The organism is Thermoplasma acidophilum DSM 1728, from assembly GCF_000195915.1.
Lineage (GTDB): Archaea > Thermoplasmatota > Thermoplasmata > Thermoplasmatales > Thermoplasmataceae > Thermoplasma > Thermoplasma acidophilum.
In genome coordinates this window covers 1,357,147-1,370,822 of the sequence record NC_002578.1, presented here as the reverse complement: position 1 = coordinate 1,370,822, position 13,676 = coordinate 1,357,147, and the positions used below count along the sequence as shown (strand labels likewise).

Annotated in this window: 14 protein-coding genes; 8 read left to right on the top strand and 6 right to left on the bottom strand. The window is 45.6% G+C overall.

Annotation, left to right across the window (positions count from 1 at the left end; translation table 11 throughout):
- Positions 1-132: 132 nt before the first annotated feature.
- Genes TA_RS06830 through TA_RS06820 form a run of 3 tightly spaced genes read left to right on the top strand, consistent with a single transcriptional unit; the run spans position 133 to position 2,949 of the window.
- Positions 133-1,992 (top strand): YncE family protein, encoded by a 1,860-nt coding sequence (locus TA_RS06830; RefSeq protein WP_162053267.1) that lies wholly within the window; start codon positions 133-135, stop codon positions 1,990-1,992.
- A 58-nt stretch (positions 1,993-2,050) separates the two neighbouring features.
- A complete protein-coding gene (locus TA_RS06825; RefSeq protein ID WP_010901728.1) occupies positions 2,051-2,356 on the top strand; it encodes a hypothetical protein in 306 nt (101 codons plus the stop codon).
- A complete protein-coding gene (locus tag TA_RS06820; protein ID WP_010901727.1) occupies positions 2,356-2,949 on the top strand; it encodes an METTL5 family protein in 594 nt (197 codons plus the stop codon). The genes TA_RS06825 and TA_RS06820 overlap by 1 nt, the downstream gene beginning before the upstream one ends.
- Here the strand turns inward: TA_RS06820 and TA_RS06815 are convergent.
- The 3 genes from TA_RS06815 to TA_RS06805 are packed head-to-tail and all read right to left on the bottom strand — an operon-like array spanning position 2,937 to position 5,095.
- Complete coding sequence (locus TA_RS06815) at positions 2,937-4,175, bottom strand: dihydroorotase (protein WP_048162072.1); 1,239 nt, start codon at positions 4,173-4,175, stop codon at positions 2,937-2,939. The genes TA_RS06820 and TA_RS06815 overlap by 13 nt on opposite strands.
- The gene (purQ, locus tag TA_RS06810) at positions 4,168-4,941 is read right to left on the bottom strand and encodes a phosphoribosylformylglycinamidine synthase subunit PurQ (protein ID WP_010901725.1); all 774 of its coding nucleotides are present in this window, start codon (positions 4,939-4,941) and stop codon (positions 4,168-4,170) included. The genes TA_RS06815 and purQ overlap by 8 nt, the downstream gene beginning before the upstream one ends.
- Positions 4,942-4,945: 4 nt before the next feature.
- Positions 4,946-5,095, bottom strand: coding sequence for a 50S ribosomal protein L40e (locus TA_RS06805; protein ID WP_010901724.1), 150 nt, complete (start codon positions 5,093-5,095; stop codon positions 4,946-4,948).
- A gap of 299 nt (positions 5,096-5,394) precedes the next feature.
- Between TA_RS06805 and TA_RS06800 the strand changes: the two genes are divergently transcribed.
- Together TA_RS06800 and TA_RS06795 are read left to right on the top strand one after the other, a co-directional pair.
- The gene (locus TA_RS06800) at positions 5,395-5,880 is read left to right on the top strand and encodes a hypothetical protein (protein ID WP_010901723.1); all 486 of its coding nucleotides are present in this window, start codon (positions 5,395-5,397) and stop codon (positions 5,878-5,880) included.
- Between the two features lie 42 nt (positions 5,881-5,922).
- Positions 5,923-6,909, top strand: coding sequence for an alcohol dehydrogenase catalytic domain-containing protein (locus TA_RS06795; protein ID WP_010901722.1), 987 nt, complete (start codon positions 5,923-5,925; stop codon positions 6,907-6,909).
- On the opposite strand, the gene rpe is transcribed toward TA_RS06795, so the two are convergent.
- Complete coding sequence (rpe, locus tag TA_RS06790) at positions 6,887-7,522, bottom strand: ribulose-phosphate 3-epimerase (protein ID WP_010901721.1); 636 nt, start codon at positions 7,520-7,522, stop codon at positions 6,887-6,889. The two genes, TA_RS06795 and rpe, sit on opposite strands and share 23 nt — an antisense overlap.
- Positions 7,523-7,646: 124 nt before the next feature.
- On the opposite strand from rpe, the gene xerA reads away from it, so the two are divergent.
- Positions 7,647-8,498, top strand: a complete 852-nt coding sequence (gene xerA, locus TA_RS06785) for a site-specific tyrosine recombinase/integron integrase (protein ID WP_010901720.1) — start codon at positions 7,647-7,649, stop codon at positions 8,496-8,498.
- Here the strand turns inward: xerA and TA_RS06780 are convergent.
- Both TA_RS06780 and TA_RS06775 read right to left on the bottom strand, forming a co-directional pair.
- A complete protein-coding gene (locus TA_RS06780; protein ID WP_010901719.1) occupies positions 8,495-9,559 on the bottom strand; it encodes a polyprenyl synthetase family protein in 1,065 nt (354 codons plus the stop codon). The genes xerA and TA_RS06780 overlap by 4 nt on opposite strands.
- 138 nt (positions 9,560-9,697) lie before the next feature.
- Positions 9,698-9,916 carry a hypothetical protein gene (locus TA_RS06775; protein ID WP_048162070.1) on the bottom strand — a complete coding sequence of 73 codons (219 nt, stop codon included), beginning with the start codon at positions 9,914-9,916 and terminating at the stop codon, positions 9,698-9,700.
- 216 nt (positions 9,917-10,132) lie between these two features.
- On the opposite strand from TA_RS06775, the gene TA_RS06770 reads away from it, so the two are divergent.
- Positions 10,133-11,680, top strand: coding sequence for a tRNA uridine(34) 5-carboxymethylaminomethyl modification radical SAM/GNAT enzyme Elp3 (locus tag TA_RS06770; protein WP_010901717.1), 1,548 nt, complete (start codon positions 10,133-10,135; stop codon positions 11,678-11,680).
- Between the two features lie 235 nt (positions 11,681-11,915).
- Positions 11,916-13,673 (top strand): potassium-transporting ATPase subunit KdpA, encoded by a 1,758-nt coding sequence (gene kdpA, locus TA_RS06765; RefSeq protein WP_010901716.1) that lies wholly within the window; start codon positions 11,916-11,918, stop codon positions 13,671-13,673.
- Positions 13,674-13,676 lie beyond the last annotated feature (3 nt).

Below are 13,676 nucleotides of genomic sequence, written 5' to 3'. Positions count from 1 at the left end.
GGTTCGTATTCAGCGCCAGGATCAATATCTACCATTCACCAACCTGCATACGTGCAAAACACAAAGATGTCGGCAAACAACACGAGTGAAACTATTGACCTTATCAACGATAGCGTGATATCTGGAAATTTTATGGATACTGGTAATGCCATAGTTCCAACTTCAGGTGCTTACGCATCTGACTGCGGTTGCTACTTTGTGGCGAATTACTTTACAGATAATGTGTATGTGATAAATGCGACTACATACAGGATCGCGAATGTAATGCCTGTTGGTTCTGGTCCAATATCAGTCATGTATGTTGAAAGTAATGGGCTTGTCTATGTTGCAAATCAGAACTCGGGCGATATTTCTGTGATAAATACGCACCTCATGTCAGTTATAGACACAATAGGAGTTGGTTCAGGCCCTCAGAGCATCGCTTATGATCCTCAGATTGATGAGGTATTCATCGCCAACTCGTACTCTGGATCGGTAACTGTCATATCTGGATCAAACAGTGTAGTGGCAAACATATCAGTTGCTGGGGCTTCCGGAGTTGCTTATAGCCAGTACAATGGATACATATATGTTTCACAGTATGGCCACGGTATGGTATCTGTTATCAACCCACTTACTTTAAGTACAGTCGGAACATTTGAAGCAGGATCGTCCCCATCCAGTCTGGCAATAGACAATCTAAACGGAAAGGTATTCATCGATAACCAGGGTTCAGATACGATAACCGTCACAGGGCCTAATGGAACATATATCAGGACGATACCAGTTGGTTCAGATCCATTGCAGGTGATGTTCTGCAATTACAGTGACCAGGTGTACACTTCCAATTTTGACTCAGACACAGTCACTGCGATCAACGCGATCAATTTCAGCTCAATCACCAATATCAGCGTGGGTTTGAATCCGTATGGGTTGTTTATGGGTAACGGTCGCAATGAAATAGCGGTTGCAAATGAATATACAAACAACATATCATTTATAAACACATCCACCGACGAGGTATATTATAGTTTGACAATAGGATCCGGACCTCAGGGGCTTGCATATGATCCTGTAAATTCATATCTGTACGTAACGAATGCATACTCAAACTTCGTATACGTGCTGGATAAGAATTACAGCGTTATAGCAAAGGTGTATGTTGGTTGGGGCCCTTCAGGAATAGCCTATGATCCATACAACAATTACGTATACGTTGCAAACTACGATACAGACAATGTATCGGTGCTGGATACTCAGACGCAAACTGTGTTGAGGAATATTGCTGTCGGGGAAGGCCCAGCTGGTATTGTAGTGAACCCATCAAATGGATATGTTTATTCCATAAACCAGCTCTCTGATGACGTCTCCGTTATAAATCCGTCAAATAATTCCGTTATATCCTCCATTATAACAGGCTCCAGCCCGTTCAATGGTGTTTACGATCAGGCCAACGGGTTCATATACGTGGGTAATTTCGGTTCAAACAATATCTCAGTTATAAATCCTGATTCTGAAAGTGTTGTGTACACAATTCAGGTAGGATCCGGTCCGCAGGATCTATCCTACGATCCGGAAAATGGATACATCTACGTTATCAACTTCAATTCGGATAGCGTATCAATAATAAATGGCAAGGAAAGAGTCCTTTCCACGATCAATACAGGATCTGGGCCTGAAGGCATATGTTATGATCCATACGATAACAGTCTTTATGTTTCCAATTCTGGTTCAAATGATGTTTACGTTATCAACGCAACAACAGAAGGAGTTGAAGCCATAATTCCAGTTGGTATCTATCCATTCAGGGATTGCGTGGACCCGGCTAACGGACTCGTATTCGTTGCAAATACAAATTCTGGAACTGTATCGATAATAGAGCCTATGAGTCCAACTGCAGGTACAGTCATTAGCCCGCATGTGCAGAATGATGCGCTATTTTTCATATTGGCTATTCTAGTCTGTGCTTTGGCAATCACAGGATACATTGCAACGATAAAGCATAAAAAATAGGAATTTTGTACTGAATGTGTCAGGGAAAACTTTAAGATATACAAGAGAATGTTAGAGTATGGTCTTACCCCGAAGGAAGGATATAAATAGCATCGTATCGGAGAAGAGAAGAGAACTCCGGGACCTTCCTACGGTACTTGTTCCAGTTTGGCAGATCAAGATCAGAGAGAGATTCGGTATAAACGTAGACAGGGAAATTGCCAAATACATAGTGCTTGCGGCACATGAAAACGGGACATGGAAGAGGCAGAGGGCAACACGCAAAATAGAGAAGCTCCTAATGGAAAGAGGGGAAAGCAAGGAGAACTCTGCCAGAATAGCAAAGGAGATAATTGACCTAGTTATAGGCACGCCAGAATACTGATGGGCATAAAGAATGACCTTGAGATCAGGCTCCAGAAACTCCAACAGCAGGGCAATTTTAAAAATTACCTGGAGCAATATCCAACGGATGCGTCCACAGCAGCGTATTTTTTAATAGAGATATACAACGATGGGAATATAGGTGGGCGATCCGTGATCGATGCCGGAACAGGCAATGGTATCCTAGCGTGCGGATCATACCTTCTCGGCGCTGAGTCCGTAACAGCATTCGACATAGATCCCGACGCCATAGAGACTGCGAAGAGAAACTGCGGAGGTGTGAATTTCATGGTGGCAGATGTTTCAGAGATATCTGGCAAATACGATACTTGGATAATGAATCCACCATTCGGTTCAGTCGTGAAGCATTCAGACAGGGCATTCATAGATAAGGCCTTTGAAACTTCAATGTGGATATACAGCATAGGGAATGCGAAAGCAAGGGATTTTCTCAGAAGAGAGTTTTCTGCGAGGGGAGATGTGTTCAGGGAAGAAAAGGTCTACATAACCGTGCCAAGAATATACCGACATCATTCATACGATAGGGCAAGGATAGAGGCAGTTATATTTGGAGTCAGAAATCATTCCTTTTGAGGTTTGGGTATGAATACGCCCATCGGATCCGAAATATCTTCATAGCGATCTATGACCACGTTGCCCCTCATGATCACATGCGATGGAAATATCGCGTCCATGCCATTGAACGGGCTGACTGGAAACTTTGAATGCAGCCTGTTGTCGTTTATCCTCTTCATGCTGGTGAAATCGATAACCATGAAGTCGGCATCGTAACCAATCTCGATCTTGCCCTTCTTTATGCCGAATATGGATGGCGGATTCTCTATGGCTGTTCTGTAGAGGACATCGAGGGGCACAATCTTCTTTTGGGCTAAAGCCAGAAATAACGGAACTCTTGTTTCAACCCCTATTATTCCCGACTTTGCAAATTCAAATTCTCTCTTATCATCCTCTGTATGCGGCGCATGGTCAGAGGAGAGTATATCGAACTTCCCGCTTATGTAATCATCAAGAAGCCTCTTTTGTGTTCTGCTGTCCCTCAGTGGAGGGTTCACTTTTCCAAACGATCCGAGAGGCATCTCATCATTCAGCAACAGATGATGTGGCGTTACCTCCCTGAGAAAATTGCCGGTTACATCTGGAGAGCTCACATGGGCCATTATCTTCGTCTTTATGTCAAGGCCGCTCACGTACTTAGCCGCCTCGATCTCGCAATCTATGGGCCTTGCCAGATTGTGGTCCCTCAGGTTTTTTTCTTCCATTTGATGTGTCTTAAGACATCTTTCAGATTCGCCATGAAACACCACAGGATAATTCATTTCGTTTATCTTCCTGATATCTCCTTCTTCTATGACCTCAGTGCCGGTTGAATTGGTCGATCCGCCCAGGTAAACCTTAAGCCCGATGCTCCTTCTGTCCAACAGCATGGCGTTTTTGCCGGTTTCCATAGAGTAAAGAGAGAAATCTGCAAATGATGTAGAATCTATGGATCCAAGCTTATCACCAAAAGCATTGTAATCGGTTATGGGGAAGCGATTGTTCGGCATATCCATAACATATGTGGTTCCGCCGTATATGGCAGATAGGGATCCACTGCCGAAATCTTCCTTTTCAGTTTCACCTGGTGTTCTGAAATGCACATGTATGTCAGTAGCCGCGGGAAGTATCGCCCCGTCATAGTTTGTCTTCGGCACGTTGCCGGCATCCTTCTTTATGCCCGCGATCTTTCCGTCCGATACTATGACCTCAAGATAATCGAATTTTCCACCGTAATAGAAATTTCCACATATTGCCCTATCCATGCACACCACTAAGATATGATATCAGGCTGTCGTAGAAAAGCTTCCCAGTTGCCTGATCCTTTCTGGCATCGTCGTACATGGCCTGATACGAGTAATAAATACGCTCAGGATGAGGCATAAGCCCTATAACGTTACCGTGCTCGTTTGTCAGAGATGCAATTGAATCAACAGATCCATTTGGATTCCATGGGTATTCATCTGTAACTCCGTGCGTATCCGAGTATTTGAACAGTACTTGATCATTTTCGTAGAGCCTCTTGAGTACTGATACGCCGGATACGGCGATTCTACCTTCAGCATGCGCAACCGGCACCTGGAATGAGCCTTTTCCCTTGAATGCATCCCTAAATATCGGGTTGTCCGATGTCATCGTGATATAGGTGTAGCGACATTCGAATCTTCCGGATTCATTGTTTGTCAGTGTCAGTTCATCTCTTTTTCCTATCAGCCCCATCTCCATGATGACCTGAAACCCGTTGCATATCCCTATTAAGGGCCTTCCAGAATCAACGAAATCCCTTATCTCCTTTCCGGCCACTGCCAGAAGCCTTGCCGCAAATATCACGCCGGCCCTTATGTAGTCACCGGCTGAAAAACCCCCAGGCACAATGAGCGCATCATAATCAGATATGGCTTTCCTGCCTGCAGCAATATCACTCACATGCACGTAATCAGGATCGCCACCGCTTCTCCTGACTGAAAAAAATACCTCGGTTTCATTGTTTGTACCCTCCATAAGGAGGATTCCAACCTTTGGTGGTTTCATATCATTATTTGCCTGCCGCCCTTTCCTTCTTCTTGAGCCTGAGCCCTGTGTAACCACACTTCCTGCATCTGGTTGCTCGTATAGAATTCCTTGCATAGCAGCGCATGCATATTTTCTTATTGAGACGGCGTTCAACCGCTTCTGGAAATGCCATTGAGTTCACCTTTCATATTTCACTGCACCATATCCGCATCCACCTTGAAGACAGGTGCACAGCGGATTCAGTCGACCCGGATATGCCGGAGATGATGCAGAGGTTGAGCCTGATTTCAACTTCTCTGCCCAATTTCAACTCTTTACTTAAACCTTATCCTGAGTTCTCGGATATTAAAAATGATCTGCGCTTTACTAAGCCGGTATATCTCAAACCTGAGGATAATACGTTCTGGGTTCAAGGCGGTTCATAATATGGACGCATAAGAAATTTTATCAGGCGAGGGGATATAGTGTGCTGTGATCTCACCAGAAGCCGGAGTGATCCTCATCATAATCGCCCTGATCGTCATAAGGTCATCCATAAGGGCATTCCATGGCAGAAGGTATTCAAGGGCGAGGCTGATAAGGCTGCCCATACTCTATCTGATACTTTCTGTTGCATTGTTGCTTGTCGATTTTCCTCGCACGCCTATATATTACTCCGTGATGCTTCTGATACCCGCAGGTTACGCCATGGGAACTCGCTTTGGCACTCAGGCCAGCTTCTTCTATAGATCGAACGTGCTTTATTTTAAACGGTCTCCGGTGATATTCATCATATGGATGTGTTCGTTTCTGGCCAGGATATCTCTCGAGTTTTTTGTTCCCGCAAGCCCGATGATCAATTTGATTATAGATGCGGTATTATCATTCACTGCGGGCATGATACTTGGAGAGAGCGTATACTTACTGTCAAGCAGGAAAGACGTCATGGAAAGCAACTCAGACAATTCAGAGATTTGAGAAAAAATTAATCAGGTTCAGCGCATGAGCATATGATAAAACATGAAGGCTGCTCTTGTATATGAACCGCTAGGAAACGAAAATCTGAGGATCGAAGATGTCGATGACCCCAAGGTTTTGGATGGCCAGGTTCTCATAGAGGTCAGGAAAGCCGGGCTCAACCCCGTTGATTACAACACGATAAACGGCAAGATCGTGTACAAGCTGAATCCGCTCCCACACATTCCAGGGACAGAGGTATACGGGGTTGTGGCACAGGACAGCGGAAATTTCAAAAAGGGCGACCGCGTGGTTGTGTATAACCGAGTTTTCGATGGCACATGCGATCAATGTATATCGGGAAATGAGCATCTGTGCACCGCAGGTGGCATATGGGGAGTTGTATCCAATGGTGGCTATGCACAGAAGGTCGCCGTTCCAGAGAAGAACGTTTTCAGGCTGCCCAAAAATGTAAGCGATGAGATGGCAGCAAGCATCGGTGTGGCAGCCCTGACCTCATTCAGGGCTCTTCGACTAGCTGGCTGTGCTCCTGGCAAATCCGTCCTGATATTCGGTGCGTCCGGAAATACCGGCATGTTCTCCGTACAGATGGCGTCAATGATGGGCTGTGATGTCTACGCGGTGTCAAGGAAGGACTGGATAGAGGAATTCGGTGCAACAGAGGTATTCGAGGCGGATGAGATCCCTGATAGCATGAAATTCGATATTGTTGTGAATCCGCTGGGAACGTTGTTCTGGAAGGAATCGCTGAAACACCTCGGTATCCGTGGATCTCTGGTCACATTCGGCATCTTCACTGGAAGAGAGGGATCCATTGACATAGCGGATCTTTACACAGGCGAGAGAAGGATACTTGGATCAACTGGTGGCACGAGATCGGATCTGAGGGATCTGCTGGAGTTCATGAAGATGCACGATTTACGCGTCAAGATATCGAGAGAGTTCAAACTGACTGAAATGCAGGATGCCCTGAAATTTTACAACGAGGACCATGACGGGAGGATACTCATATCGATGAGAGTATCCTGATCCTCTCACTTATGTTGCCACCAAAAATGTAGGAGGCGGAAACAACTATATCCGCTCCAGCATTTTTCACAATCCTTGCTGTGTTGTCGTTTATGCCCCCGTCAACCTCTATCTTCGTCTTGAGCCCGTTCTTCTTGATGAAGGCGGAAGCCTCATGTATCTTATCTGAAACATCTATGAATTTCTGCCCGGAAAAACCTGGATAAACCGACATTATGAGCAGGATCTGTGCGTATTCCAGGAGATCGGATACCTTGCTGAACGATGTGTCCGGATTTATCACGATACCGGCATCTATGCCCTCGTCTTTCATTCTCTTAAGCAGAGCAAGGGTGTTTACCGGGCTCTCGTAATGCACCAAGACCAGATCGCCCTCCTTTGCAAATTTTCTGTAGTAGAGATCAGGGCGCATGACCATAAGATGGCTCTCTATCCGTATTCTGGATATGGATCTGAGGAATTCATAGTAGTCAGGGCCAACGGTTATGTTTGGCACGAAGTTCCCATCCATAACGTCCAGGTGGAAGGAAACGGATCCGGCGTTCTCGCATTCCCTGACCTGATCCTGTATCTTCAACGGTGATGCTGCTACGATTGATGGAGAAACAAGCATTGGAACGCTATTTTAAGAGATTATAAAAATGTTGGGTGTTCTGTGTTTTGCAGAAGGAGAATGATGGTAAAAAGGCGAAGCCACTTGCATAGATTTTAATATTCACAGTGCATATTTAACCCTGATGCCGGCAGAAACCAATGAGTATCTTTCGAGGTTTGTGGAGTACATGACCGGAGAGAGGAAGAGCAGGTACACCATCAAGGAATACAGGTTTCTAGTGGATCAATTCCTCTCCTTCATGAACAAGAAGCCGGATGAGATAACGCCAATGGATATCGAAAGATACAAGAATTTTCTGGCAGTCAAGAAGAGATATTCAAAGACGAGCCAGTATCTTGCCATAAAGGCGGTGAAACTCTTCTATAAGGCTCTGGATCTGAGGGTCCCTATAAATCTCACCCCTCCAAAGAGGCCATCTCACATGCCGGTGTATCTTTCTGAGGATGAGGCGAAGCGTCTCATCGAGGCTGCAAGTTCAGATACAAGGATGTATGCAATTGTTTCCGTTCTGGCCTATACAGGCGTAAGAGTGGGCGAGCTCTGCAATCTCAAGATAAGCGATGTGGATCTGCAGGAATCAATAATAAACGTGAGATCCGGGAAAGGAGACAAAGACAGGATAGTCATAATGGCTGAAGAATGCGTGAAAGCACTTGGTTCGTATCTTGACTTGAGGCTCTCAATGGATACCGACAACGACTATCTTTTCGTTAGCAACAGGCGCGTCAGATTCGATACATCGACGATAGAACGCATGATAAGGGATCTGGGCAAGAAGGCTGGAATACAGAAGAAGGTAACACCGCACGTGCTAAGGCACACCTTCGCGACTTCCGTGCTCAGGAACGGCGGCGACATAAGGTTCATACAGCAGATACTGGGTCATGCCAGCGTTGCAACAACACAGATATACACCCACCTCAACGATTCGGCCCTGAGGGAGATGTACACGCAGCACAGGCCAAGGTACTAGTGGTCTCTGGCCACAAGGTAATCCGAAAGCCAGGAAAGGTAAGTTTTGGCGCAGCTGTTGCCTCTAATTCTGTTTAGGTACTCCTTTGATTTGGCAACCAGGCTGTCCATGAGCTTGACGGAGTAGTCGTAAGATCCGCTTTTCATCACGATGTTCCTTATCCTCTCGAATTCCTCCTGGGTCACGTTGCCTCTGCGTAGTATTCTGTCAATGAACTCGGCATCCTGCCTGTCAGAAAATTCCATGGCCTTGATCATGAGCAGGGTTCTCTTTCCCTCGTTCACATCGCTGTATATGGATTTCCCAGTTGTGGCTTCATCACCAAACAGGCCGAGTATGTCATCCTTGAGCTGGAACGCTATTCCAAGCGTACGGCCGAAGAGTCTCAGATCCATGATCTGATCGTGCCTTCCACTGAGCAATGCACCCATGGCCAGAGGACCCTCAAGCGTGTATCTGGCGGTTTTCCATAGGTGCAGCCTTATGAGATCGTTTTCTCTAAAATCATTCAGCGTGCCGGAAACAACATCTAGGAACTGCCCGTAGCCTGTCATCTCTATAGTCTTCGTAAGTTCCATATCGGCCAGCAGAAGTAGGCTGGGATCGAAGTCGGAGTTGATCAGGCTTTCATGGGCATAGGTTTCGGCAAGATCTCCTGCAACTATTGCGAGGCCTTCCCCCATCTTCTTCCCCTTCTCTGATTCCGGGAAGAACGATCTCCACAGCCTTATATGCATGCTGGGTTTCCCGCGCCTCAGATCGCTGTCATCTATGACGTCATCATGTATGAGAAGATATGACTGCGCAAGCTCTATGGATATCGAAGCATCGAATATTGCATTATTTTCATCGGCAAAGAGCCTGTAGCCAAGGACAAGGAATATGGGCCTAAGCCTTTTGCCCCCTCCCTCGGTGTACTCCCTTATCATCCTTATGACCCTTCTAGAGAGATCATCTTTGGTTTCGGCTTCTTTCCTGTCGAAAAACCTTGATATCCTCTCGTCTATTCGCAATTTGTAATTGTTTATTGTTTCATGCGGGTCTTCGGTTTCTATCTGCATTTTCGTGAGTATAGCGCGTCATGTTAAAAATGTTTTTCCAGCATTCAGAAATTGGCTTTTATCTTGAGAATTCATCGATTGTACTTTCTGTGGATCTGTTTATGAATCCAAATTAGAAGCTATCTGATATTCAAAAAATCAAATACCATCCTTGGGATCATGCATGCTGAAATTCTTTCTTGAGGCTAATAGTAACCAAGTTGCAATCAGTAGAAGGATCAGGCCGGAGGTGAATCCGATGTTAAGCTTGTTGCTACCACCAATGGAAACGGTGAGGTATCCAAGAGCGTTTAGTATCCACAACACAAGCGCCGTGGAGATGAGCAATGCAGGGAATTTCACCCCATCGTCCGACATATCATCGTCAGAATGTATGACATAGGATATTAATTAATTTTTCTATATTATGTCTTTAAAATATGCCCATTTCGCTATCATTGGGCATGATTCCATTGTGAACACTATGATGCGTTTGCCGCATTATGAATACGGCTGCATTGGGTCTTCCGCAAGCATCGAACTAAATTCTATTCCAATGGAAAATCATAATTATCGATCTTAAATAAACCCAATATGGATTTCTTCGAAGAGATGCGGGACGTTCTACTTTCAGGCCAGATAAAGGATAAGGAGGATCTGGAAGACGTTAAGCTCGAGCTATCGAAGAAGTATGGCCTTGACTACGTCCCGAGCGATGTGGAAATCCTGAACTCATTCAATTTCAGCGAGGACGTAAAGAAGATATTACGAAGAAAGCCGACCAGAACCATATCGGGTGTGGCTGTCGTTGCGGCCATGACCTCCCCGGAGAGGTGCCCCCATGGTAAATGCATATTCTGTCCGGGAGGCGTTGACAACAATTCTCCCCAGTCGTATACAGGCTATGAGCCGGCAGCACTCAGGGGTAGGAACAATGCCTACGATCCATACATGGAGACATTTAACAGAATAAAGCAGCTGGAAACAATAGGGCACGACACCTCAAAGATCGATCTCATCATAATGGGTGGGACGTTCACAGCCAGGGACCCGGCATACCAGAGGAATTTTGTCAAGGGATGCCTAGACGCCATGAACGGTTCGATTGGAAACAGCCTAGAGGAATCGATAAGGATCAATGAAACCAGCAGGCACAGGTGCATAGGCCTGACCGTAGAGACCAAGCCGGATTGGTTCTTCGAGCGCGAGATAGATGAAGCTCTGGCCTATGGGACAACCAAGGTAGAGCTTGGTGTACAGAACATTGATGACAGGATTCTGGCCATAAACAACCGTGGGCATACCGTGGCGGACATAGCAAGATCCACGCAGCTTGCAAGGGATGCAGGCCTGAAGATCGTCTACCACATCATGCCAGGGATGTATGGTTCAAGCTTTGAAAAAGACCTGAAATCCTTCGATCTCATGATAAACGATGAGAGATTCAAGCCGGACATGCTCAAGATATACCCAACGCTCGTAACGCAGGGTACCGGCCTTTACAATCTGTGGAAGAACGGAAAGTACAGGCCATACACGACCGCAGAAACGGTCGATCTCATCGTGGAATTCATGCGTAGAATGCCTGACTGGATAAGGATCCAGAGGATACAGAGGGATATTCCGGTGCAGTTCATAGTTGCCGGTGTGAAGAGATCCGACATAAGAAATCTAGTGGAACGAAGGATGAGAGAGGAGGGCATAAAGACCGGCGAGATAAGGTATAGGGAAATAGGCCACGGCACAGTGAAGGAAGAAAATGTGATCCTCAAAGTTGAAGGCTATAATGCCGGAGGAGGCAAGGAATACTTCATATCATACGTCACAGAAAGCAACAGAATAATCGGATTCGTGAGGTTGAGAATACCTTCGGACAGGGCACACAGGCAGGAGGTCATGAATACTGCTATAATACGGGAGCTGAAGGTATTCGGCCAGGAAGTTCCTGTGGGGAGGCATGAAGAGGATGAATGGCAGCATCGTGGCTTCGGCAATAGGCTTGTGCAGGAGGCTGAGCGCATCACGCTTGAAGAGGGTCTCCACAGGATACTGGTCATATCTGGCATAGGCGTCAGGGAGTATTTCAGAAAGAGGGGCTATGAAGATTTAGGGCCATACGTCGCGAAGAGGCTATCATCGTAATGGAATGAAAAGATTCCTGGATCTATCTATGCTGGCATCAGAATGCAATGTTCCATGACGAAAATGGCCATCAGTTGAGCGCGTCAAATTTTTAGTAAATCAAAGAAAGAGAGTAAATTATTAATATTGTTATAGAATTAAACTGAAAAATGGAAGCCTCGATCATATTGCTTTCAGTTCTGGTTCTAATCATGGCAATATACCTGCTTTACACGATATTAGAGGCAGAAAAGATATGAATTTGATTGAGTATGAAGCTTATTTCTGGGCCAAGTTCTTTGTTGCCGAAAGAGCCGTTTCAGGAGTTATCATAATACTGATATATCTGATAATAGCATCTGTCTTAGCTTACATACTCTCATTCCACATTGCAAAGATATACTTAGATGAGAAAACCGTTTTCTCAAAGATAACAGGCCGCATCATATCATTCTTCGAGAGAATGATCGGGGAATCGCCGGATCATGGCATGACCTTCAAAGAATATTTCATAAATCTTCTCCTCTTTAATTTTTTTGCAGGTCTAATATCATTTCTTGTGATAATGTTTCAGAAGTACCTTCCCTTTTCATATGACACGGTGGGCATGTCTCCCTCGCTTGATTTCAACACCGTGGTCAGCTTCCTGACAAACACGAATCTGCAGCATTATTCAAATCCCATGAGGCTTTCATACTTCAGCCAGACCTTTGTGATCACCGGCCTGATGTTCCTGTCTGCCGGCACTGGATTTGCAGCTTCCATGGCATTCGTGAGAGGTATAAGAACGGATACTGGAAATATAGGCAATTTCTACCATGACTTCCTCGTTTCGATATTTGATCTCATACTTCCGCTGACCGTCATCTTGACCGTTATCCTGATCCTTGCAGGGATACCTGAAACCATGCAGAGGTACATCACGGTCAACGCATTTCTGACAAATAAGGTATACAATATCCCACTGGGCCCTGTTGCAACGCTGGAAGCCATTAAGAACATAGGGACCAACGGTGGTGGATTCTATGGAGCAAATGCCGCATACCCATTTGAAAATCCGGACTGGTTCACGAACCTCGTGGAATTCGTATCCTTCGTTATAATTCCACTGGCATCGCTGATCTCGCTTGGCATTGTATTCGGAGACAGAAAATTTGGCCGCATGCTCTACTGGGTCGTCATGTTCTTCTTCATTTTCGATGCCCTGTTTGCCTTCTTTGGAGAATTTGCTGGTGTTCCATTCCTGCACCTTGGATATTACACAGGCAACATGGTTGGAAAGGAAACAGCCATAGGAATATCGCAGAGCACGATATTCGCAGTTGGTGCGACAATCACATCGACCGGTGCATCCAATGCTGCCCTCGTTTCATACACGCCAGCAGGGATAATCGGCGTATTGATAGGCCTGCTGCTTAACGATCCGCTTGGCGGTGTTGGAACTGGCGTACTGAATATCTTCATGTACATAATATTCACAGTGTTCATAGCATCGCTCATGGTTGGAAAGCTGCCAGAGATAATGAGCCTGAGAATAAGTTCAAAGGAGATAAAGTATTCAACGCTTTCCCTCATAACGCATCCCCTGCTTGTGGTCATACCGCTGGGCATAACTCTGATGATACCACATCTCATGTCATCATTCGTAAATCCCGAATCATCGAGGATAACGGAACTTCTTTACGAATTTGCCTCAGCGGCATCAAACAATGGATCGGAGATGGGCGGCTTCATTACGAATCAGCCGTTCTTCAACTATCTTGATGGCGTTCTCATGCTGCTGGGCAGGTACCTGCTGATGGCATTCCAGCTGATCATAGCGCAGTCCTTCTCTGTAAAGAAAGCCAAGGCACAGTACTACAGATCGATAGATACGAGCAACTGGATATTCGGCGTGCTGCTCATAGCGGCCATGATCCTGATCGGGCTTCTTTCATACTTCCCCATAATAGTTCTTGGCCCGCTCCTATCATGGGCCCATGATTTCAACCTCATACTGGAGGCGATGGTTTGAACT